The organism is Stenotrophomonas sp. 01N47, from assembly GCF_056399165.1.
The window spans coordinates 736,709-758,036 of record NZ_JBFTQU010000005.1; the positions used below are offsets into that span (position 1 = coordinate 736,709).

Consider the following 21,328-nt stretch of genomic DNA (forward strand, 5'->3'; position numbering starts at 1 on the left):
ACCGTCATGCCTCCCGTCCCGCCCCGTCCAGACGACACCGACGCTGCCGAGAACGTCACCCCGCCGCCGCCCACCGATGCGGCACCGGCGGCGACGCCTGCCGCGCCCGCCGCCGCGCCGAAGTACCTCAAGCCGAGTTCGCGCAGCGTGGTGGTGATGGTGGTGGTGGCCCTGCTGGGCATCGCGCTGATCCTGCGCGCCTGGCACCTGTGGCCTTTCACCAGCAGCGTGATGGTGACCGACAACGCCTACGTGCGCGGGCAGATCACGGTGATGGCGCCGCAGGTGAACGGCTATGTGGCCGACGTGCTGGTGAAGGACTTCCAGCACGTGAAGCAGGGCGAGCCGCTGCTGCGCATCGACGACCGCATCTACGCGCAGCGGGTGGCGCAGGCGCAGGCCACACTGGACAGCGCGCGCGCGGCCCTGGCCAATTCGGACCAGTCGCAGGCGCAGAACCGCGCGCAGATCGCTGCGGCGCAGGCCACGCTGTCGGCCGGCCAGGCCGAGCTGCAACGCTCGCGCAACGAGGCCAAGCGCTACGAGGAACTGGCGGCGCAGCAGCTGGTGTCGATCAACGACCGCGACAAGTTCCGCACCAGCCAGGCCTCGGCGCAGGCCAGCGTGCAGCAGTCGCAAGCGCAGATCCGCATCGCCGAAGAAACCCTGGTCTCAACCCAGGTCTCGCGCAAGAGCCTGGAAGCGCAGGTGGAAAGTGCGCAGGCACAGCTTGAGCTGGCCCGCATCGACCTGGCCAATACGGTGATCCATGCGCCGCGCGATGGGCAGATCAGCGAGGCCAGCGTGCGCGTGGGGCAGTATGTGGCGGCCGGGTCGCAGCTGCTGTTTCTGGTACCCGATGCATTGTGGGTGGTGGCCAACTACAAGGAAGGCCAGACCTGGCAGATGAAGATCGGGCAGCCCGCCTCGTTCTCGGTGGATGCGTTCCAGGGCCAGGTGCTGCGCGGACGGGTGGAGCAGATCGCGCCGGCCACCGGATCGGAGTTCAGCGTGCTGCGCCCGGACAATGCCAGCGGCAATTTCACCAAGGTGGTGCAGCGGCTGCCGGTGCGTATCTCGATCAACGGGGACCAGGAACTGGCGGCGCGGTTGCGGCCGGGCATGTCGGTGATCGTGCGGGTGGATACCGCGACCAAGCCGATGGACTAGGGCGCCGGCCCGGTGGAGTCGAGCCATGCTCGGCTGCATTGTTATGAAATGGGGTCAGATCCCTTTGCCACTGGCAAAGGGATCTGACCCCAAACCCGAGGAAGCCGGCCAGCGGCCGGCACTACCCTCGCATCAACCTGCGCAGCGGGCGCAGAGTCCGTGTACTTCCAATGTCTGTGCCTGCGGTTGGAAGCCGAGCTCCTTGGCCCGCTTTTCCAGCTGGGTCACGATCTCACGGTCTTCCAGTTCCACCGCGCTGTGGCAGCTGTTGCAGATCAGGAACGGCACCGAATGGGCCGCGCTGCTGGGATGGTGGCAGGCCACGAAGGCATTGACCGATTCCAGCTTGTGCACGAAGCCATTGGCCATGAGGAAGTCGAGCGCGCGGTACACGGTGGGCGGGGCGTCAGCGCCCACGCCCTTGCCGTTGCGCACCCACTCCAGCAGCTCGTAGGCCTTGACCGGCTTGCCGGCCTCGGCGATCAGCTTGAGCACGTTGGCGCGGATGGGGGTAAGGCGCAGCCCGCGCTCGCGCGAGACACGCTCGACCACCGCCACGAAATCCGAAGCGTCGTGGACATGGTGGTGCGGGGCCGTACAGGCGGTTTTGGCGGACATGCGCGTTCTCCAGTTCGGGCGTGGGCCGCAGGGCTCAGGCCGTTGCTACCTTGGTGATGGCCACATCGATGCGTTTCAAGGCCTGCTCGCGGCCGGCCAGGTACACGGTATGGGAAATGTCAGGGCTGACCTGGGTGCCGGTGATGGCCACGCGCAGCGGCTGGGCGACCTTGCCCATGCCCATTTCCAGCGCGGCGGCTGCATCGTGAAGGGCCACGCCAACGGCTTCGGCGGTCCACTCCGGCAGGGCCGCCAGCAGCTCGCGGGCCTTGCCCAGCGGCAGTTCCGCACCGGCCTTGAAGTGCTTGGCCACGGCCGCTTCATCGTATTCGTTCAGCGGCTGGTACCAGACCACGGCCTTCTCGGCCATTTCCTTCAGGGTCTGCACGCGCTCGCGCAGGGCGATCACCACGTCCACCGGCGCCGGGCCAGCGGCCACGTCCAGGCCCAGCTTCTGCAGCTGGTAGACCAGGTGCGGCACGATCGCGGCCGGCTCCTCGGTCTTCAGGAAGTGCTGGTTGACCCAGCCGAGCTTGGCCATGTCCAGGCGCGAGGCCTTGGAATTGCAGTCCTTCACATCGAACAGGTCGATCAGTTCCTGGCGGCTGAACAGTTCCTGGTCGCCGTGCGACCAGCCCAGCCGGGCCAGGTAGCTCAGCAGTGCATCAGGCAGGTAGCCGGCGTCCTTGTACTGCATCACGTCGGCCGCGCCGGTGCGCTTGGACAGCTTGGCGCCCTGCTCGTCCAGGATCATCGGCATGTGGCCGAACTTCGGCACCGGTGCGCCGATGCCTTCGTACAGGTTGATCTGGCGCGGGGTGTTGTTGATGTGGTCGTCGCCACGGATGACTTCGGAGATCTTCATGTCCCAGTCGTCCACCACCACCGCGAAGTTGTAGGTGGGGTAGCCGTCCGGCCGGAAGATGACCATGTCATCCAGCTCGCTGTTGGCGATCTCGATGCGGCCCTTGATCAGATCATCGAACACCACCGTGCCTTCAAGCGGGTTCTTGAAGCGGATGACGCGGTTCGGGTCGTCCCTGTACGGCAGGGCCTGCTCGCGGGCAGCGCCGTTGTAACGCGGCTTTTCCTGCCTGGCCATCGCGGCCTCGCGCATGGCGTCCAGCTCTTCGCGGGTCTCGTAGGCGTAGTACGCCTTGCCGTCGGCGATCAGCTGCTCGGCCACTTCCTTGTACCGGGCGACGCGCTCGGTCTGGTAGAACGGGCCTTCGTCGTAGTCCAGGCCCAGCCACTCCATCGCCTCCAGGATCGCATCGATCGCGCCCTGGGTGCTGCGTTCACGGTCGGTGTCCTCGATGCGCAGCACGAACTCGCCGCCACGATGGCGGGCCTCCAGCCAGCAGTACAGCGCGGTGCGGGCGCCACCGATATGCAGGTAGCCGGTGGGACTGGGGGCGAAGCGGGTGCGGCAGGTCATGGAGGGCTCGAGGAACGGGTATCCCCCGATTTTACCAGCCCTCCGCCCCCTGCGGAAAAAGGGGGCGGAGGGGGTCAAGTCGCTATTGCCGCGCTTCCGGGAGAACGCCGATGCAACGGAGGGGAAATACGACTTGATCCCCTCCGTCCCCTTTTCAGGGCTCGGGCTTGCGCGGGAACGGCTGCTCGCGCATGGCGGCGTGGTAGGCGAAGGAGGCGACGATGGCGGCGGCCTGCTTCAGGTCTTCCGGTTCGGCGTGGTCCCAGGTGTCCAGGTGGCTGTGGTGGACGTTGCTGAAATAGTCCAGCTTGTCCTGGATGAACTGGAAGCCCGGCAGGCCGATGCGATCGAAGCTGATGTGGTCGGTGCTGCCGGTGTTGCGGGTGGCCACGGTGGTTGCACCCACGTCATGGAACGGGGCGAGCCAGGCTTCGAAGATCGGCATCGCCGCCAGGTTTTCCTGTGCGTAGATGCCACGGAAGCGGCCCGAGCCGTTGTCCATGTTGAAGTAGACCTGGAACTTGCCGTAGTCGCGGGTCTTCTGCAGGGCACCGGTCGGTTCGCGCAGCGAGGCCGGCAGCGCCTTCTGCGCCGGGTCGGTGGGCTCGGGGAATCGACCGAAGTGCTTGGCCACGTAGGCCTGCGAACCGATCAGTCCCTGTTCCTCGCCACTCCACAGCGCAACCCGGATGGTGCGCTTGGGCTTGGCGCCGCTGGCCTTGAGGATGCGCATGGCCTCCATCATCACCGCCACGCCGGCGGCGTTGTCGGCCGCGCCGGTGCCGCTGTGCCAGGAATCCAGGTGCGCGCCGATCATCACCACCTCGTCCGGCCTGCTGCTGCCACGGATCTCGGCCAGGGTGTTGTAGCCGGGCTGGTCGGCCTCGTCGGTGAAGCGTGCGGCCACATCCACGCGCAGGCGCACGCTCTGCTTGGCTTCCAGCGCGCGTACCAGCGGATTGAAGTGCTCGGCGATCATCGCCAGTTCGGGAATGCCGACCGCTTCGCCGGCCTTGCGCGAGCCGCCACCGGCCACGCGGATGATGCCGTTGTCCCAACTGCTGATGCTGATCGAGGCCAGCGCGCCTTCTTCAACGAAGAATGCGTTGACCTTCGCCGCCAGCGCCTGCTTCTCCTGGTATTCCTTGACCCGCTTGGCGCGGTCGGCGGCCACGTCCTTGTCCTTGGGCAGGGTGAATTCCTGCAGGCCTTCCAGCGAGGTGGCGTCGTGCCGGTGCGAATCGGCGTCGGTGCCGCGCTTGTATTCGCGTGCCTCGCCCAGCAGCAGGATCTTTCCACGCAGCTTGCCGCGATATTTCTCGATGTCCTCGGGCTTCTTGATGTCCACCTGCAGCAGGTCGCCCTCGACCGGGCCGTTGGTGCCCGGCGTCCACGCCTTGGGCAGCGCATGCAGTGGCTGCACGCGATCGCCCAGCATCTCCACGCTGGCCGACGTGAATTCCCAGCCACGGCCGAATTCGTCGAAGGCTTCGTCATGGACATTGTCCAGCTTCCATTCGCTGAACTTGCCGCGGGTCCAGGCGTTGGCACGCCCCATCGCCGGCGAATTCGTCAGGCGCGGCCCGATGCGTTCGGTGAGGTAGCTGAAGGTATCCATCACCTGCGACTTGTGGAACGCCTGCTGGCGGATCTTGCCGACCATGTCCAGGTCCACCGGCTCGCGCTGCTGCGCCACCGCATTGCCCCCCATCGCCAGCGCTACTGCCAGCACGCCCCACTTCAGCCCGCTCCACGTCAACACGCCGCACCCCTGCCCTTTCGGCTCGATCATCATCCTGTCGAGTCTAGCCAGCCGGGGCGCCCGGCCCACGTCCCATCGGTCATGGGCATCTGGTAGATCCACGCCATGCGTGGATGGCGCCTTCCCACCGAAGAGCGGTGCGGACCAAGGTCCGCGCCCACCAGAGGCCCCGTAGATCCACGCCACGCGTGGATGGGCCTTCCGCTGTCACCCCTTCCACCCCAGCCACAGCTGCGCGCGTTCGGGCAACAGCAGCAGCCAGTGCCGCTGGTCGATGCTGCTGCAACCAAACACCGCCGCATGTTCCGGCCAGTCTGCCGGCAGCCCATCGATGCCGATCTCCGACAATGCCGCCGCCCCGGCCTTCCATGGCCGGTAACGGGGCACCTTGCCGGCGAGCGCGCCGCGTCCGTGCCGCGCCTCCCGCAACCAGTCCAGCCCGCGCCGCTGCAATCCTTCGCAGGTGATGGCGGCCAGCTGGAAGCGGACCAGGCCGGGCGCGATCCGTGCCCCCGGCAAGGCCGCCAGTACCCCATGGGCCTGCAGCAGTGCATCCACCTCCAACAGCGCGGGAATGCCCTGTCGTGCCCGTTGCTGCAATCCTTGGCGCCAGCCCATGGCGTGCTCCTTACTTCTGCTCGGCCAGGGCGTACCAGTCAACCCGACGGGTCACCCACATCGCCAGCGCGAGGATCACGAACAGCAGCAGCGAACCCATCAGCAGTGCATTGTTTTCCGAGACCAGCAGCCCATACAGCGCGCCGTACAGCACCGTCAGCATCGCGGCGAAGCCCAGGCCCCGCTTCCAGTGACCCAGCACATTGGCCAGGTACACCGCCTGCAGGCTGATGCAGGCCAGCGCGGAAACCAGGTAGGCCTGCCAGAAGGCGATGTGCTCGGACAGGCTGATCAGCAGCAGGAAGAAGATCGCCAGCGCCAGGCCGACCATCAGGTACTGCAGCGGGTGGATGCGCAGCGACTTGATCAGTTCGAACAGGATGAAACCAACGAACGTCAGCACCACGAACAGCACGCCGTACTTGGAAGCGCGGTCGGCCTGGGTATAGGTATCGACCGGGTCGACCAGCGAAACCTGCACCGCCTGCGCATCCAGGTCATCGCCCTCGCGCAGTCGCTGCTGTGCGTCCGATGCCAGCGAGGACACGGCCCAACGTGCATCGAAGCCCTGCGCATCCACACGCCGCTCGTTCGGCAGGAATGCACCGGCAAACGACGGGTGCGGCCAGCTGGACCGCAGCGCGATCTGGTTGTCATCGCCCACCGGCACCACCGACAGCGAGCGGCTGCCATCGAGCTGCAGTTCCAGTTCCACGCTGCTGGCCGCCAAGGTGCCTCCGGTGCGGGCAATGCCGGCAATCGGTGCATGCAGCCCACGGCCCAGTGCGGATGCGCCGGCCACGCCCGGCAGCAGCTTGACCTGCTGCCCATCAACCCGCAGGTTCGGCGTACCGACCAGGCCACGCGCATCGGACACGCCCAGCGCAATGTAGGCGTCGCCATAGGTCATGCCATCGTGCTCCGGGTAGTCGTCCTCGCTGAAGGTCGCCTTGAGCTGGCCATTCCAGCTGTATACCGGCACCTTGAACAGGCCGACCGAGCGCTGGCTGGGCAGCAGCTCGCCACTGATCTGCAGGGTGGCCGGCGGCTGCAACCAGTAACCCTGGGTGGTCTGCAGCTCGGTCTTCTTGTTGCCCTGCGCATCGACCACTTCCACCTGCTCGCGCTTGGACCACGGCACCACGCGCACCGGCCCGACCACGCGCTGGGTACCGGCACGGCTTTCGGCCACCCGCGAGTAGGCCTCTTCGCGATAGGCGCTGCGCTCGGTGATGACGCTGCGGATCAGGAACAGCGGGATCAGCAGCAGCAGGATCAGGCCGCCGACAATGGCGAACCGCAGCAGCATCTTCAGGGATTTCATCGTCCGTCCTCGTTGGAGAGGACTGCAGGATGGACGGCTGCGGTGAGCAGGGTTTGTGGCGAATTTGAAGCGGGTGTGAAGTCAGCGCCGCAGACGCTGGCCCGGTATCGCCAGCGGCAGCCACAGGCTGGCCACGGTGCCGCCGCCTTCGCGCGGCTGCAGGCTGGCGCGGCCGTCATGCAGGCGCACGACTTCCTGCACGAAGGGCAGGCCGAGGCCGGAACTGCGGCGGCCAGTGCCGGGTCGGGCCAGCGAATAGAAGCGCTCGAACACGCGCTCGCGTGCGTAATCGGGAATGCCCGCGCCACGGTCGGCAACCTGCAGGCGTACGCCCTGCCCGTCCAGTTGGGCATCCAGCTGCACCTGTGCCCCGGGTGGCGAGAACGCAATGGCGTTGTCGATCAGGTTGTGCAGCGCCTGTCGCAGCAGATAACCATCGCCCTGCACGCGCAGGTCGGGCACCTCGTCGATATGCAGCTCGACACCTGCGGCCTGCGCGCGCACCTGCGCCGCCGCCGCGGCTTCCTGCAGCAGCACCGGCAAGGCGATCGGATCACGGGTCTGCAACCAGCCGTGCTGCTCGACCTCGGCCAGCGCCAGCAGCTTGTCGATGGTTTCGGTCAGCCGTTCCTGCTGGTCGACGATGCTGCGTGCGAAATGCGTACGGTCGGCGTCGGCCATCGGCTCCTGCAGCAGTTCGGCGGCACCGCGGATTGCCGCCAACGGGCTTTTCATCTCGTGGGTCAGCGATTGCACGTACTGCTCGACGTACGCTTTGCCTTCCAGCTTGCGCCGCATGGTCTCCAGCGCCTGGCCAAGATCGCCGATCTCGTCGCTGCGCCGCTTCGGCGGCGGCACCGGTTCACCGGCGCTGACCGCGCGCGCATAGCGGCTGAGCTGGCCCAGGCCGTTGGTCAGCCACATCGTCACCAGCACGCCCACCAGCGCCGACAGGCCGATCAGCCACGCACCGCGCTCGATGATGGCGCGCTGGCTGGCGGCAATGAACGGATCGATGCTGCGGTTGGGCTGGGCCAGGCTGAGCACGCCGATCAATGTGCTGCCATCGACCGGGTCGTACACCGGCGCGGCCACGTGCATCACCGTGTTGCTGTCATCGCCCGGCGTTTCCGGGCTGGAGCGCGCACCGTATTCGCCGCGCAGGGTGCGATAGACATCGTTCCAGCGCGAATTGTCGCGGCCCACGTCGCGGCCCAGCGAATCGTAGATCACGATGCCCTTGGCGTCGGTGATCGTCACCCGGTAGTCCAGCGCACGCTTGGGGAAGCGCCAGACCATCGCCTTCAGGTCGCGCTGCCGGGCCTTGGCCAGGTTGCGGGTGAAAGTGCCGTTGCGGATGGTGCCGGCCTTGACGTCGGCGGCGGCCATCTCCGCCAGCACGTTGGCCGCATCCACCAGGGTCGATTCCATCGCCTGGCGCACGCCCGGCTTCACTTCGTTGACGAACACGCGCATCACGAAGAACGCGGCGATGCCAACGATCAGGAAGAACCCCAGGAACAGTTTCAGGACCAGACGCACGCGTCAGACCTCCAGGGCGTAGCCGAGGCCGCGATGGGTGCGGATCGGCTCACCGCTGGCGCCGGCCGCACGCAGCTTGGCGCGCAGCGTCTTGACGTGGGTGTCGACCGTGCGGTCGGCGCTGTCGGCGGCGCTGTCCCAGCCACGGTCCATCAACTGGGCACGGCTGAGGATCGCGCCGGGGCGCTGCAGCAGCGCCTCCAGCAACGCATATTCGTAGCGGGTCAGGTCCAGCGCATGGCCCTGGAAGCGGATGCGGCGGCCATCGCGATCGATGGCGAAGGCACCGTGTTCCTGCCAGCCGGCCTCGGCGGACGGGGCCACCGGAGTGGGCGTGGCACGCCGCAGCCGGGCACGCACCCGCGCCACCAGCTCGCGCGGCGAGAACGGCTTGGCCATGTAGTCGTCCGCCCCAAGCTCCAGGCCCAGTACGCGGTCGAGTTCGTCGTTGCGGGCGGTCAGGAAGATCACCGGCACCTGCGCCACCGGCCCCGGCAGGGCCCGCAGCCGGCGGCAGACCTCGAAACCACTGAGGTCCGGCAGGCCGACATCCAGCACCACCAGGTCGATATCGCCGGCCTGCAGCCGCTGCAGCGCCTGCCCGCCCAGCAGGCAATGGCTGGCGGCGTAGCCTTCGCTGCGCAGCGCATAGAGCACGGTTTCGGCGATGGCCGCTTCGTCTTCGACCACCAGGACATGGGTAACAGGGGCTGTCATGGCGCGCAGCATAGCCGCTGCGGCCCTTGCCCCGTACACTGCCGCCCATGAACTATCGCCACGCCTTCCACGCCGGCAACCACGCCGATGTCCTCAAGCACATCGTGCAGCTGGCCCTGATCGACAGCTTCAAGCGCAAGGACAGCCCGTTCTTCGTGCTCGACACCCACGGTGGTGCCGGCCGTTACCTGCTGGCCAGCGAAGAAAGCCGCAAGACCCTGGAAGTCGAATCCGGGGTGATGCGGCTGATGGCCCAGCCCAAGCTGCCCGAGGTGGTCGAGCGCTACCTCAAAGCGGTGCAGGCTGACAATCCGGTCGGCGCGATGATCGCCTACCCCGGCTCGCCGCTGCTCAGCGCGCAGGCCATGCGCCCGCAGGACCGCATGGCGGTGTGCGAGCTGCAGGAGGATGAGGCCGCTTCGCTGAAGACCCTGTTCGCCCATGACAGCCGCGTCGGCGTGCACCCCGGTGACGGCTACGCACTGCTGCGTTCGCTGCTGCCGCCCAAGGCCAACGGCGCCAAGATCGGCCGCGGCCTGGTCCTGATCGACCCGCCCTACGAAGCCCAGGACGCCGAGTACCAGGCAGTGCTCGCCGCGCTGGCCGAGACCCTGGCCCGCTGGCCCCAGGCCACCTGTGCGGTCTGGTTCCCGATCAAGCAGCGCCGCACCATCCTGCATTTCCTGCGCAAGGCCACCGCACTGCCGGTGAAGTCGGCGATGACCATCGAGTTCCTGGTCCGCCCGGACGACTCCCCGCTGCGCCTCAACGGCAGCGGCATGCTGGTGCTCAATGCCCCCTGGCAGTTCGACCGCGTGGTCGGCCCGGCCCTGCCGGCCCTGCGCCAGCATCTGGGCGAGCCTGGCGCCAGCACCCGCCTGGACTGGCTGAAGACGGCCGAATAAGGGCCTTCACGAGGCTGTACGACCGTGAGCCTTTCGTTCACGGAATGCAGCCCCGGTGATGACACAATCGATGGACCACCAAGGAATCACCCGGTATGGCCACTCGCAACCGCATGCCGCCCTGGCATGAGATCTTCAAGGCTCCCAGCGGCCACGAGCTGCTGATCCGCCCCATCCGCCCGGAAGATGGCGCGCCGCTGCAGGCCGCCTTCAGCCTGTTCGGGCCGGAAGAAATCCGCGACCGCTTCCTGCAGTCGGTGACCGAGCTGTCGCCGGAAACCACCCAGCGCCTGACCCATCCCAACCCGAAGACCGAGATCACCCTGGTCGCCGCCGAGTCGCTGCCGGCCGGTGAGGCCGTGGTCGGCGCGGTGGCCCGTGCCTCGATAATCCCCGGTACCCGCGAAGCCGAGTACGCGATCCTGATCAGCCGCTTCCTGATCGGCCAGGGCCTCGGCCGCCAGCTGATGCGCAAGCTGGTGAAATGGGGCCGCGGCAAGTACCTGGACCGCCTGTATGGCGATGTCGCCGCCGAGAACGAGCCGATGAAGCAGCTGGCCGCCTCGCTGGGCTTCAAGCCGGTCCCCCATCCGAACGGGGCCGAAGGCCTGGTGCGGATGGTGCTGGAACTGGACAACTAACGGCAGCGCCGGGCCCTGCCCGGCACGCGTTCCGGTAGTGCCGGCCACTGTGGCCGGCTCCACCGATTCCCCGCAGCATCATGAGCTGTCGGCCAGCGGCCGGCACTACCCAGCGGGCTTCGATCGGGCTTCTGCTAAAATCCGCGGTTCATGTCGCGTACTCAATACCCCGCCCCGCCGCTGCCACGTGCCGGCCAGCTTCGCGCCTGGTGGCGCGCCCCCGCCTCGCCCACTGCCCTGGCCTGGTATCTGGCCCAGGCAGCGCGCACGCATGACGCCCCGATACTGGTGGTGGCCCGTGACAACCACGGTGCCAACCAGATCGAAGCGGATCTGCATACCCTGCTGGGAGGCGACCCGAGCCTGCCGGTGGTGGCGTTCCCGGACTGGGAGACGCTGCCCTACGATCGCTTCAGCCCGCACCCGGACATCATTTCGCAGCGTCTGTCGGCCCTGCACCGCCTGCCCACGCTGAAGCGCGGCCTGGTGGTGGTGCCGGTGCAGACCCTGCTGCAGCAGCTGGCTCCCCGCAGCTATGTCATCGGCGGCAGCTTCAATCTTGAAGTCGGCCAGCGCCTGGACCTGGAAGCGGAGAAGCGTCGCCTGGAAAGCGCCGGCTACCGCAACGTGCCGCAGGTGATGGACCCGGGTGATTTCGCCGTGCGTGGCGGCCTGCTTGACGTCTACCCGATGGGCGCCGACGAGCCGCTGCGGGTGGAACTGCTGGACGAGGACATCGATTCAATTCGTGCGTTCGATCCGGAAAGCCAGCGCTCGCTGGACAAGGTCGAGGCGGTGCACATGCTGCCCGGCCGCGAAGTACCGATGGACGACGCCAGCATCGCCCGGGTGCTGGCGACCCTGCGCGAGCGCTTCGACGTCGATACCCGACGCAGTTCGCTGTACCAGGACCTGAAATCGGGCCTGGCCCCGGCCGGCATCGAGTACTACCTGCCGCTGTTCTTCGAGCGCACCGCCACCCTGTTCGACTACCTGCCTGCCGGCAGCCTGCCGGTCGTCTGCGTGGGCGCCGCTGAAGCGGCAGAGACGTTCTGGACGCAGACCGGCGAGCGCTACGAGCAACGCCGCCATGACGTTGAACGACCGCTGCTGCCACCGTCGGCGTTGTACCTGTCGCCGGACCTGCTGCGCGAGCGTCTGAACGACGCACCGCGCATCGAGGTATGGGCTGCCGATCACGCCCGCATCGCCGAGGCGCATGCGCTGGGCGACCAGCCGTTGCCGCCGCTGCCGGTGGCCGCGCGCGAGGCACCGGCGGGTGACGCGCTGAAATCCTTCCTCGGCCATTACCCTGGCCGCGTACTGATCGCCGCCGATTCGCCCGGCCGTCGCGAGGCCCTGCTGGAAGTGCTGCAGGCCGCCGAGCTGAAGCCACCGGTGGTGGCCGACCTGCTGTCCTTCCTGGCCAGCGACGAGCGCTTCGCCATTGCCGTGGCGCCGCTGGAAGACGGCTTCGCCCTGGATGCGCCGCACATCGCGGTGCTGACCGAACGCCAGCTGTTCCCCGAGCGCGCCGGCAGCACGCGCCGCACGCGCCGCGCCGGACGAGAGCCGGAAGCGATCATCCGCGATCTGGGCGAGCTGACCGAAGGCGCGCCGATCGTGCACGAGGACCATGGCGTCGGCCGCTACCGCGGACTGATCGCGATGGACGTCGGCGGCATGCCCGGCGAGTTCCTCGAAATCGAGTACGCCAAGGGCGACCGCCTGTACGTGCCGGTCGCACAGCTGCACCTGATCAGCCGCTATTCCGGCGCCTCCGCCGAAACCGCGCCGCTGCATTCACTGGGTGGCGAGCAGTGGAGCAAGGCCAAGCGCAAGGCCGCCGAGAAGGTGCGCGATGTGGCCGCAGAACTGCTGGAGATCCAGGCCCGGCGCCAGGCGCGTGCCGGACTGGCACTGCAGGTGGACCGCGCGATGTACGAGCCGTTCGCCGCCGGTTTCCCGTTCGAGGAAACCCCGGACCAGCTGGCCGCCATCGACGCCACCCTGCGTGACCTGGCCAGCAGCCAGCCGATGGACCGCGTAGTCTGCGGCGACGTGGGCTTCGGCAAGACAGAAGTCGCGGTGCGTGCCGCATTTGCTGCCGCCAGCGCTGGCAAGCAGGTGGCGGTGCTGGTGCCGACCACGCTGCTGGCCGAACAGCATTACCGCAATTTCCGCGACCGCTTCGCCGACTATCCGATGAAGGTCGAGGTGCTGTCGCGCTTCAAGAGCACCAAGGAGATCAAGGCCGAGCTGGAGAAGGTCGCGGCCGGCACCATCGACGTCATCGTCGGTACCCATCGCCTGCTGCAGCCGGACGTGAAGTTCAAGGACCTGGGCATGGTCGTCGTCGACGAGGAGCAGCGCTTCGGCGTGCGCCAGAAGGAGGCGCTGAAGGCACTGCGCGCCAACGTGCACCTGCTGACCCTGACCGCCACGCCGATTCCGCGCACGCTGAACATGGCCATGGCCGGCCTGCGCGACCTGTCGATCATCGCCACCCCGCCGCCGAACCGGCTGGCGGTGCAGACCTTCATCACCCAGTGGGATAACGCGCTGCTGCGCGAAGCGTTCCAGCGCGAGCTGGCGCGCGGTGGCCAGCTGTATTTCCTGCACAACGACGTGGAGAGCATCGGCCGCATGCAGCGCGAGCTGTCCGAGCTGGTGCCCGAAGCGCGCATCGGCATCGCCCATGGGCAGATGCCCGAGCGCGAGCTGGAAAAGGTGATGCTGGACTTCCAGAAGCAGCGCTTCAACGTGCTGCTGTCGACCACGATCATCGAATCGGGCATCGACATCCCCAACGCCAACACCATCATCATCAACCGTGCCGACCGCTTCGGCCTGGCCCAGCTGCACCAGCTGCGTGGCCGCGTCGGTCGATCGCACCACCGCGCCTATGCCTACCTGGTCGTGCCCGACCGTCGCTCGATCACGCCGGATGCGGAAAAGCGCCTGGAAGCGATCGCCTCGATGGACGAACTGGGTGCCGGCTTCACCCTGGCCACCCACGATCTGGAGATCCGCGGCGCCGGCGAACTGCTGGGCGAGGACCAGAGCGGGCAGATGGCCGAAGTGGGCTTCAGCCTGTACACCGAGCTGCTGGAACGCGCAGTGCGCAGCATCAAGCAGGGCCATCTGCCCGACATCGATGCCGGCGAAGAAGCGCGGGGTGCCGAGGTCGAGCTGCACGTGCCGGCGCTGATTCCGGACGACTACCTGCCGGATGTGCACACCCGCCTGACGCTGTACAAGCGCATTTCCAGCGCGCGCGACAGCGATGCGCTGCGCGAGCTGCAGGTGGAGATGATCGACCGCTTCGGCCTGCTGCCGGATGCGGCCAAGAACCTGTTCGCCATTGCCGAGCTGAAGCTGCAGGCCAGCACGCTGGGCATCCGCAAGCTGGACCTGGGCGAGAACGGTGGCCGCATCGTGTTCGAATCCAAGCCGAACATCGACCCGATGGCGGTGATCCAGCTGATCCAGAAACAACCGAACCTCTATGCCATGGACGGTCCGGACAAGCTGCGCGTCAAGCATCCGCTGCCACTGCCCGAAGACCGCTTCAACGCCGCACGCGCGCTGCTGCTGACCCTGGCCCTGCGTTGATCGATATCCAAGGTTCCGGTCCGCCGCGGGCGGCAGACCGGCGCCCTTTCCGTTTCCTGCGCCCGCGACAAGGAGTGTTGCCGTGAATCGTTTCGCCCCCCTTCTGCTCGCCACCAGCCTGGGCCTGCTGGCCGCCTGCCACAGCGGCATGAGCAACCGCGATTACCTGCACGAGAATGTCGCCAGCTGGAACGGCACGGTCAGCATGGTCGAGCAATGGACCAACGGCCCGAACGGCGAGTCCTTCCATGCGTCGCTGCAGGACGGCAAGAGCATGCAGCAGCATCGCTTCGGCCTGAAGAACGCGCACAAGGAAATCGCCGACCGGCTGGTCTTCGTCCAGCAGTTCACCCATGGCAAGGACGCCGATGCACTGCACCAGAACCTGCTCGATTCCCTGAAGAGCACCGAACAGATGTTCGCGGTGATGGAACAGCTGGCTGCCCTGCCCGATGGCTATAGCGAAGAACAGGTCGCCCCGCTGCTGGAGACCCTGGATGAGGCCGTGACCAGAATGGACGAAGACATGCAGACCCTGAGCGACGCGCAGGACGCCTTCGCCAAAGCCCATCGCATCCACCTGCAGACCACCGGCTGAGCCACGCCGCCCCGGTTGCCGATGCGGCCGGGGCCAAATGCTGCATGCGACTGAACGCACAGCCCCACGCGGGACCGTCGATGCCCCCCGCGTGACACTGATGCGGGTACCCTATGCGCCGCCCCGGCCCGCTCTCGCGGGCCTTTCCGTTTCCTGCGCAGCTTCGTCGCGCCGCCAGTTCCGATGCCCCAGCCCAGACCTCCCGACCTCCTGCACGCGCAGGCCTGCCTGATCGACGCCCTGTCGATGTCGCTGCAGATGCGTGATGCCTATACCCGCCACCACTGTGACCGCGTGGGCCTTCTTGCGCAGCACCTTGCCCTGCACTGCGACCTGGATGAGGACGCCTGTGCGCAGGTCGGCCTGGCCGCGCGCTTCCACGACATCGGCAAGATCGGCATCCCCGACGAGGTACTGCTGAGCCCGCGCCGGCACAGCGACGAAGAGCGCGCGATCATGCGCGAGCACCCGGTGCGCGGCGAGCACATTTTCCTGGCCACCGGTCGCAGCGATGCGGCACCGGTCGCTCGCCTGATCCGCGCGCACCATGAAGCGTTCGATGGCAGCGGCTATCCCGATGGCCTGCACGGCGAGGCCATTCCGCTCGGCGCCCGCATCGTCACCATTGCCGATGCCTACGATGCAATGACCAGCGTGCGCCCTTACCGCGCGGCGATGGAGCACGAGACGGTGCTGCGCATCCTCGATGAGCAGGCCGGTGGCCTGATCGATCCCTACGTGCTGCAGCGTTTCCACGGGATGCTCAGGAACGAGCCGGCGCTGCTCTGAGTTGCACACCGCGGAGACTGCCTGCGGGCCTCTCTAGGTACCTTTGGCGCGGGCGCGGGACCTCAATGGAATCCCAGCAACCGCACTGAAGCCAATCCCGCTCAGCAATCCAAAGAAGCCGCCGACCGGGAAGCAGAAGATGAGCCCCCAACCAAGGTCCATCAGCAGAATCTCCAGGTAGCCATCTTCCGGCGGCCAGGCGGCCCGCAGCATGAGCATGATGCCGCCGATCAGCGTAGCGCCAACGCAGACCGATACCCAGCTCAGGCGTCGGCGCCAGCGAAGCAGCCCGATCCAGGGCCCGCAGAGCACTACCGCGAATGCCATCGACACCATCATTTCGTGAAGTGATGCAGCCAGCCGGACGAGATAGTACGGGGTCCTGCCAAGTGTCAGCGCGAACAAGACCACCACCACCACCAGGCCCACCCAGGGCGTGATCGCGCCAATGGTCATCGCCAGCCACAAGGGCTGGCGGTGCCCGCACGCCGGCATCGGCGCGACCGCTGCAGCAGGTGACGTGTTGCTGGATTCGTATAAATTGAAGCTCATGACCGTCCCTGGGCCCCGTGCAGGGCGTGCGCAGCGCGCGCATCCTAACGCATTCATTGCAGCCGATGGCGATGTAGGCAGGCGGAAACAGGAAGGCCCGGCATTCGCCGGGCCTCCTGCATTACTGCCGCATGCGATCGATTACCAGATCACCACGCGCTTGTCGTCGGCACGCACCATCGCATCGCCAGCCTTGCACTGGAACGCGGCGGCATAGGACGGCATGTTCGACGGCGCACCGTTGGCACGGAAGTTCGCCGGTGCGTGCGGATCGGTGTTCAGGCGCACGCGCAGCTCACCGTCGGTGAAGTTGCGACGCCACACGGTGGCCCAGTTCATGAAGAAGCGCTGGTCCTGGCTGTGGCCGTCCACCTCGACGTTCGCCTTCGGGTTCTCCTTCAGCGCCATCTGCAGGGCATCGTAGGCCACGGTCAGGCCACCCAGATCACCGATGTTCTCGCCCAGCGTCAGCTTGCCCTTCACGAACACGCCCGGCACCGATTCATAGCCGTCGAACTGCGCGACCAGCTGGTCGGTGCGCTCGGTGAATGCCTTGCGGTCGCTGTCGGTCCACCAGTTGTCGAAGTTGCCGTTGGCGGCGAACTGGCTGCCCGAGTCGTCGTAGCCGTGCATCATCTCGTGGCCGATGACCGCACCGATGCCACCGTAGTTCAGCGCCGGATCGGCCTTGGCATCGAAGAACGGTGCCTGCAGGATCGCCGCCGGGAACACGATCTCGTTCTTGGTGGCGTTGTAGTAGGCGTTGACGGTCTGCGGGGTCATGCCCCACTCGGTCTTGTCCACCGGCTTGCCGATCTTGTCCAGCATGTAGCGGTAGTTGAACGCACGCGCTGCCTGCATGTTGCCCAGGTAGCTGTCACCGTTGGTCTGCAGGCCCGTCCACTCACGCCACTTGTCCGGGTAGCCGATCTTCGGGGTGAAGCTGGCCCACTTTTCCAGTGCCTTCTTCTTGGTTTCCTCGCCCATCCACGGCAGCTGCTCCAGGCGCGCCTTCAGCGCCACCGACAGGTTCTGCACCAGGTGCTGCATGGCCTCCTTCGATTCGGCCGGGAACACCGCGTCCACGTACAGCTGGCCGAGGGCTTCGCCCATGCCGCCGTTGACCGACTCCAGCACGCGCTTCCAGCGCGGCTGCATTTCCTGCTGGCCGCGCAGGGTCTTGCCGTAGAACTCGAAGTTGGCCTTCTCGAACTGGCTGCTCAGGTACGGCGAGGCGTCGTCGATGGTGTGGAAGCGCAGGTAGGACTGCCAGGTGGCGGCCGGCACGTCGGCCAGCATCTTGTCCATTTCGCTGAAGAAGCCCGGCTGGGCCAGCGAGAACTTCTGCGCGGCCGGCACCTTCAGGGTGTCAAACAGCGCGGTCCAGCTGAAGTTCGGGGTCAGCTTGTCCGCGTCGGCGGCGCTGAGCGGGTTGTAGCGCTTGGCCGGGTCACGCATTTCGATGCGCGACATCGAGGCCTTGGCCAGGCGGGTCTCGAACGCCATCACCGCCTTGGCCTGTTCGGCAGCCTGCGCCGCGTCCACGCCGGACAGCGTCAGCACCTGCCCGATGTAGGCCACGTAGGCGTCGCGAATCTTGGCCTGCGCGTCGTCGAAGTAGTAGCCCTTCTCCGGCAGGCCCAGGCCGCCCTGGCCGACGTAGGCGATGACGTTGGCCGAATCCTTGTAATCGGCATTGGCGAACAGCGAGAACAGCACGCCCTGGCCCTGCGCCTGGCTGTCGCGCAGGTACTGGGTGATGGCGGCGGTGTCGTTCAGCGCAGTGATCTTGTCCAGCGTCGGCTGCAGCGGCGCCAGGCCGGCAGCCTCGATCTTCGCTTCGTCGTTGCCGGTCTTCCAGATGTCACCGATCTTGGCTTCCACCGAGCCGGCCTTGGCCTGGCTGGCCGCGGCCTGCTGCACCAGCGCGTGCTGCACTTCCAGCGAGCGCTCGCGCAGGATCTCGAAGCTGCCCCAGGTGGTCTGGTCGCCCGGCACCGGGTTGGCTTTGAGCCACTTGCTGTTGACGAAGCCGTTGAGGTCGGTACACGCGGCGATGGACGGATCCAGATCGGCGCTGTTGAGGCTGATCAGCGCCGTCTTGATCTGCGACTGGTCGAACGCCGGCTTGGCGGCGTCGGCAGCGGGCGCGGTCTCGTTCTTGCCACAGGCGGCGAGCGAAGCGGCGATGGCGATGGTCAGGCCCAGCGGGACCAGATTGCGGACATTCATGGCGTGTCTCCAACGGCGAATCGTCCAGCGTAGCCGCTGCGGCGATGGTGGGGACCGGCCAAAGGTCACAGGGGGAACGCCCGTGGTCGCAACCGGGTAGGTGCGGACCGTTGGTCCGCACACACCCAACAGGGGAATACCCACCAACGGTGGGTATCTACCGCGCCTTGCCCTGGTTGGCCACGGCTTCGGCGGCCTTGCGTGCCGCTTCCGGGTCACCCAGGTAACGGAACGACTTCACGGTGAGATCGTCGTTCAACTCGAACAGCAGCGGAATGCCGGTCGGGATGTTCAGCTCGAGGATTTCCTCGCGCGAGACGTTGTTGAGGTACTTGTACAGCGCGCGCAGCGAGTTGCCGTGGGCGGTGACCAGCACGGTCTTGCCATCCTTCAACTGCGGCGCGATGGCGTCGTGCCAGTACGGCAGCACGCGGTCGAGCGTCGTCGCCAGCGATTCGGTGCCCGGCAGCGCGTTGCGATCCAGCCCGGCATAGCGGCGGTCGTGGATCGGGTGGCCCGGATCTTCCAGGTCCATCGCCGGCGGCGGGATGTCGTACGAACGGCGCCACACCTTGACCTGGTCCTCGCCATGCTTGGCGGCGGTCTCGGCCTTGTCCAGGCCCTGCAGGCCGCCGTAGTGGCGCTCGTTGAGGCGCCAGGACTTGTTCACCGGCAGCCAGTCCTGCTCCAGCTCGGCCAACGCACCCTGCAGGGTGTGGATGGCGCGCTTGAGCACGGAGGTGTGGGCGACGTCGAACTGCAGGCCTTCCTCGCGCATCAGGCGGCCGGCGGCAGCCGCTTCCCGGCGCCCCTGCTCGGTCAGGTCGACATCGACCCAGCCGGTGAAGCGGTTGTCCAGGTTCCACTGGCTCTGGCCATGGCGCAACAGTACGAGTTTACGGGTCACTGCAGGGTCTCCAACGCGAGGAAAGGCAGGCGGCCATTGTAGCCCCGGCGCCCGCTCACCGCGCCGTGGCGGTGTGGATGTCATCCTGTGGCCGATGAATACACTGATCGACCCCGGGCGCTGGGAAGGCAGCGTCAGCGCCGCCCGCGAACAGCAGAAGCAGCTGGCCACCCGCGTGCAGCGGCAGGACCGGCTGCCCACTACCGTGCGCTGGCTGGCCGGGCTGGATGTCGGCTTCGAGGAAGACGGCGCGATCACCCGCGCTGCGGCCGTGTTGCTCGACGCGGACACCCTGCAGCCGGTGGCGCAGGAAATCGCCCGCATCCCCACCGTGATGCCCTATATCCCGGGCCTGCTCAGCTTCCGCGAACTGCCGGCGCTGCTGGCTGCGTTGGCGTTGCTGCCGCGCGCACCGGACCTGGTGTTCGTCGATGGCCATGGCATCAGCCATCCGCGCCGGCTGGGCATTGCCGCACACCTGGGCGTGGTGACCGACCTGCCGAGCATCGGCGTGGCCAAATCGAAGCTGGTCGGCCGCTTCATCGAGCCCGGGCCCGAGGCCGGCGCGCACACGCCGTTGCTGGACGGCGGCGAGCAGCTCGGCTGGGTACTGCGCAGCAAGCTGCGCTGCAAGCCGCTGTTCGTCGCCGGCGGGCATCGGGTCAGTGCCGATACCGCGTTGGCCTGGGTGCAGCGCACGCTGCGCGGCTATCGCCTGCCCGAGCCGACCCGGCTGGCGGATCGGCTGGCCTCGCGGCGCGACGAACAGAGGTAGCGCCGGGCACCAGCCGCCACACCCGCTTCAGCGATGCACGTGACCGCGATGGCCCTGCGCATCGGCAGCTGCATGATCGTGCCCGGCGTGATCGTCGTCCTTGCCCGCCGACGGCTGGCCACAGGTTTCGCCGCAATGGTCGGCTTCGATCTGCAGGGTCACGTGTTCGATACCGAAATCATCGTGCAGGCGATCACCGAGTTCGCGCCGCAGGCGGTCGGCGTCGTCGCCTTCGCGCATCACGATGTGCGCGGTCAGTGCCGGCGTGCTGGACGCCAGCGCCCACACGTGCAGGTCATGCACGTCCAGCACTGCGTCGTGGTCGGACAGGCGGTCGCGGACCCTGGCCACGTCCATGCCCTTGGGCACGCCTTCCAGCAGCACGTTGATGGCCTCGCGCATCAGCACATACGTGCGCGGCAGCACCCACAAACCGATCAGAACGGCCAGGATCGGGTCGATCGGCTTCCAGCCGGTCCATTGGATCAACAGCGCGCCGGCGATCACCGCCACCGAGCCGAGCATGTCGGCCCACACTTCCAGGTAGGCGCCCTTCACGTTGAGGCTCTCGCCGCTGCCGGCCTGCAGCAGGCGCATGGAGATCATGTTGATCACCAGGCCGACCGCGGCAATCACCAGCATGCCGGTGGAAGCTATCTCCTGCGGTTGGCGGAAGCGACCGATGGCTTCCCACAGGATGTAGCCGGCAACCACGAACAGCATTGCGCCGTTGATCATCGCGCCCAGTGCTTCAAGACGTGCATAACCGTAGGTGCGGCGCGCGTCCGGCGGGCGCCGGCTCAGCCGCACGGCCACCAGCGCGATCATCAGTGCCAGGGTGTCGGTAGCCATGTGCGCGGCATCGGACAGCAGTGCCAGACTGTTGGTCCAGAATGCACCGACCACCTCCACGACAAGGAAGGTGGAGGTCAGGCCGAGCGCCCACCACAAGGGTTTCTCGTGGCGGATCTCGGATGGCAGGTGATCGTGGTCGTGACCCATGGCAACAGCTCCTTAGCGATGGGAGTCAGGCTACGCCGGCGGGTGTCGGGAAACTATCACGGTGTTTATAACATTGCAGGCATGCACGGCTGGCGCGAAGCGGGAGGGTGCCGGCCGACGGCC

Annotated in this window: 18 protein-coding genes; 7 read left to right on the forward strand and 11 right to left on the reverse strand. The window is 67.1% G+C overall.

The annotated features are described in order from the left end of the window. Positions 1 to 6 precede the first annotated feature (6 nt). Positions 7 to 1,170, forward strand: a complete 1,164-nt coding sequence (locus AC1DKR_RS13240) for an HlyD family secretion protein (RefSeq protein WP_363730828.1) — start codon at positions 7 to 9, stop codon at positions 1,168 to 1,170. A 132-nt stretch (positions 1,171 to 1,302) separates the two neighbouring features. On the opposite strand, the gene AC1DKR_RS13245 is transcribed toward AC1DKR_RS13240, so the two are convergent. The 7 genes from AC1DKR_RS13245 to creB all read right to left on the reverse strand — a co-directional run bounded on the left by AC1DKR_RS13245 (position 1,303) and on the right by creB (position 9,201). Further along, a complete protein-coding gene (locus AC1DKR_RS13245) occupies positions 1,303 to 1,788 on the reverse strand; it encodes a Fur family transcriptional regulator (protein ID WP_025879333.1) in 486 nt (161 codons plus the stop codon). A 34-nt stretch (positions 1,789 to 1,822) separates the two neighbouring features. Beyond that, positions 1,823 to 3,226, reverse strand: coding sequence for a glutamate--tRNA ligase (gltX, locus tag AC1DKR_RS13250; RefSeq protein WP_312110410.1), 1,404 nt, complete (start codon positions 3,224 to 3,226; stop codon positions 1,823 to 1,825). Between the two features lie 154 nt (positions 3,227 to 3,380). Then, positions 3,381 to 5,018, reverse strand: a complete 1,638-nt coding sequence (locus AC1DKR_RS13255) for a M28 family metallopeptidase (protein WP_312110413.1) — start codon at positions 5,016 to 5,018, stop codon at positions 3,381 to 3,383. 177 nt (positions 5,019 to 5,195) lie between these two features. Continuing rightward, complete coding sequence (locus tag AC1DKR_RS13260) at positions 5,196 to 5,606, reverse strand: hypothetical protein (protein WP_099783339.1); 411 nt, start codon at positions 5,604 to 5,606, stop codon at positions 5,196 to 5,198. Positions 5,607 to 5,616: 10 nt separating this feature from the next. After that, entirely contained in the window at positions 5,617 to 6,930 is a 1,314-nt protein-coding gene (gene creD / locus AC1DKR_RS13265; protein WP_312110418.1) for a cell envelope integrity protein CreD, read from the reverse strand. Positions 6,931 to 7,011: 81 nt separating this feature from the next. Beyond that, the gene (gene creC, locus AC1DKR_RS13270) at positions 7,012 to 8,472 is read right to left on the reverse strand and encodes a two-component system sensor histidine kinase CreC (protein ID WP_313248707.1); all 1,461 of its coding nucleotides are present in this window, start codon (positions 8,470 to 8,472) and stop codon (positions 7,012 to 7,014) included. A 3-nt stretch (positions 8,473 to 8,475) separates the two neighbouring features. After that, positions 8,476 to 9,201, reverse strand: a complete 726-nt coding sequence (creB, locus tag AC1DKR_RS13275; protein WP_478033224.1) for a two-component system response regulator CreB — start codon at positions 9,199 to 9,201, stop codon at positions 8,476 to 8,478. 35 nt (positions 9,202 to 9,236) lie between these two features. Between creB and AC1DKR_RS13280 the strand changes: the two genes are divergently transcribed. From AC1DKR_RS13280 to AC1DKR_RS13300, 5 genes are all read left to right on the forward strand, one after another. Then, positions 9,237 to 10,094 carry a 23S rRNA (adenine(2030)-N(6))-methyltransferase RlmJ gene (locus tag AC1DKR_RS13280; protein WP_263929710.1) on the forward strand — a complete coding sequence of 286 codons (858 nt, stop codon included), beginning with the start codon at positions 9,237 to 9,239 and terminating at the stop codon, positions 10,092 to 10,094. A gap of 95 nt (positions 10,095 to 10,189) precedes the next feature. After that, complete coding sequence (locus tag AC1DKR_RS13285; protein WP_025879325.1) at positions 10,190 to 10,735, forward strand: GNAT family N-acetyltransferase; 546 nt, start codon at positions 10,190 to 10,192, stop codon at positions 10,733 to 10,735. A gap of 150 nt (positions 10,736 to 10,885) precedes the next feature. Continuing rightward, the gene (gene mfd, locus AC1DKR_RS13290; RefSeq protein WP_336026047.1) at positions 10,886 to 14,350 is read left to right on the forward strand and encodes a transcription-repair coupling factor; all 3,465 of its coding nucleotides are present in this window, start codon (positions 10,886 to 10,888) and stop codon (positions 14,348 to 14,350) included. Positions 14,351 to 14,432: 82 nt separating this feature from the next. Beyond that, positions 14,433 to 14,948 carry a hypothetical protein gene (locus tag AC1DKR_RS13295; protein ID WP_313248711.1) on the forward strand — a complete coding sequence of 172 codons (516 nt, stop codon included), beginning with the start codon at positions 14,433 to 14,435 and terminating at the stop codon, positions 14,946 to 14,948. Between the two features lie 183 nt (positions 14,949 to 15,131). Further along, positions 15,132 to 15,737: an HD-GYP domain-containing protein gene (locus AC1DKR_RS13300; RefSeq protein WP_394195804.1), complete on the forward strand. Its 606-nt coding sequence runs from the start codon at positions 15,132 to 15,134 to the stop codon at positions 15,735 to 15,737. A gap of 33 nt (positions 15,738 to 15,770) precedes the next feature. On the opposite strand, the gene AC1DKR_RS13305 is transcribed toward AC1DKR_RS13300, so the two are convergent. The 3 genes from AC1DKR_RS13305 to gpmA form a co-directional block, all read right to left on the reverse strand. Next, a complete protein-coding gene (locus AC1DKR_RS13305; RefSeq protein WP_478033225.1) occupies positions 15,771 to 16,289 on the reverse strand; it encodes a hypothetical protein in 519 nt (172 codons plus the stop codon). A gap of 141 nt (positions 16,290 to 16,430) precedes the next feature. Then, positions 16,431 to 18,521 carry a M13 family metallopeptidase gene (locus AC1DKR_RS13310; RefSeq protein WP_394195808.1) on the reverse strand — a complete coding sequence of 697 codons (2,091 nt, stop codon included), beginning with the start codon at positions 18,519 to 18,521 and terminating at the stop codon, positions 16,431 to 16,433. A gap of 157 nt (positions 18,522 to 18,678) precedes the next feature. Further along, positions 18,679 to 19,428, reverse strand: coding sequence for a 2,3-diphosphoglycerate-dependent phosphoglycerate mutase (gene gpmA, locus AC1DKR_RS13315; protein ID WP_025873769.1), 750 nt, complete (start codon positions 19,426 to 19,428; stop codon positions 18,679 to 18,681). Between the two features lie 94 nt (positions 19,429 to 19,522). On the opposite strand from gpmA, the gene nfi reads away from it, so the two are divergent. Further along, entirely contained in the window at positions 19,523 to 20,203 is a 681-nt protein-coding gene (gene nfi / locus AC1DKR_RS13320; RefSeq protein ID WP_478033226.1) for a deoxyribonuclease V, read from the forward strand. Between the two features lie 27 nt (positions 20,204 to 20,230). Here nfi and AC1DKR_RS13325 read toward each other — a convergent pair whose 3' ends face one another. Further along, complete coding sequence (locus tag AC1DKR_RS13325) at positions 20,231 to 21,205, reverse strand: cation diffusion facilitator family transporter (protein ID WP_336026030.1); 975 nt, start codon at positions 21,203 to 21,205, stop codon at positions 20,231 to 20,233. Between the last annotated feature and the right edge of the window lie 123 nt (positions 21,206 to 21,328).

Bases quoted from the DNA above. Each gene is read 5' to 3' on its own strand.
- AC1DKR_RS13240 (WP_363730828.1), top strand. From the start codon at position 7: ATGCCTCCCGTCCCGCCCCGTCCAGACGACACCGACGCTGCCGAGAAC.
- AC1DKR_RS13245 (WP_025879333.1), bottom strand. From the start codon at position 1,788: ATGTCCGCCAAAACCGCCTGTACGGCCCCGCACCACCATGTCCACGAC.
- gltX (WP_312110410.1), bottom strand. From the start codon at position 3,226: ATGACCTGCCGCACCCGCTTCGCCCCCAGTCCCACCGGCTACCTGCAT.
- AC1DKR_RS13255 (WP_312110413.1), bottom strand. From the start codon at position 5,018: ATGATCGAGCCGAAAGGGCAGGGGTGCGGCGTGTTGACGTGGAGCGGG.
- AC1DKR_RS13260 (WP_099783339.1), bottom strand. From the start codon at position 5,606: ATGGGCTGGCGCCAAGGATTGCAGCAACGGGCACGACAGGGCATTCCC.
- creD (WP_312110418.1), bottom strand. From the start codon at position 6,930: ATGAAATCCCTGAAGATGCTGCTGCGGTTCGCCATTGTCGGCGGCCTG.
- creB (WP_478033224.1), bottom strand. From the start codon at position 9,201: ATGCTGCGCGCCATGACAGCCCCTGTTACCCATGTCCTGGTGGTCGAA.
- AC1DKR_RS13280 (WP_263929710.1), top strand. From the start codon at position 9,237: ATGAACTATCGCCACGCCTTCCACGCCGGCAACCACGCCGATGTCCTC.
- AC1DKR_RS13285 (WP_025879325.1), top strand. From the start codon at position 10,190: ATGGCCACTCGCAACCGCATGCCGCCCTGGCATGAGATCTTCAAGGCT.
- mfd (WP_336026047.1), top strand. From the start codon at position 10,886: ATGTCGCGTACTCAATACCCCGCCCCGCCGCTGCCACGTGCCGGCCAG.
- AC1DKR_RS13300 (WP_394195804.1), top strand. From the start codon at position 15,132: ATGCCCCAGCCCAGACCTCCCGACCTCCTGCACGCGCAGGCCTGCCTG.
- AC1DKR_RS13305 (WP_478033225.1), bottom strand. From the start codon at position 16,289: ATGAGCTTCAATTTATACGAATCCAGCAACACGTCACCTGCTGCAGCG.
- AC1DKR_RS13310 (WP_394195808.1), bottom strand. From the start codon at position 18,521: ATGAATGTCCGCAATCTGGTCCCGCTGGGCCTGACCATCGCCATCGCC.
- nfi (WP_478033226.1), top strand. From the start codon at position 19,523: ATGAATACACTGATCGACCCCGGGCGCTGGGAAGGCAGCGTCAGCGCC.
- AC1DKR_RS13325 (WP_336026030.1), bottom strand. From the start codon at position 21,205: ATGGGTCACGACCACGATCACCTGCCATCCGAGATCCGCCACGAGAAA.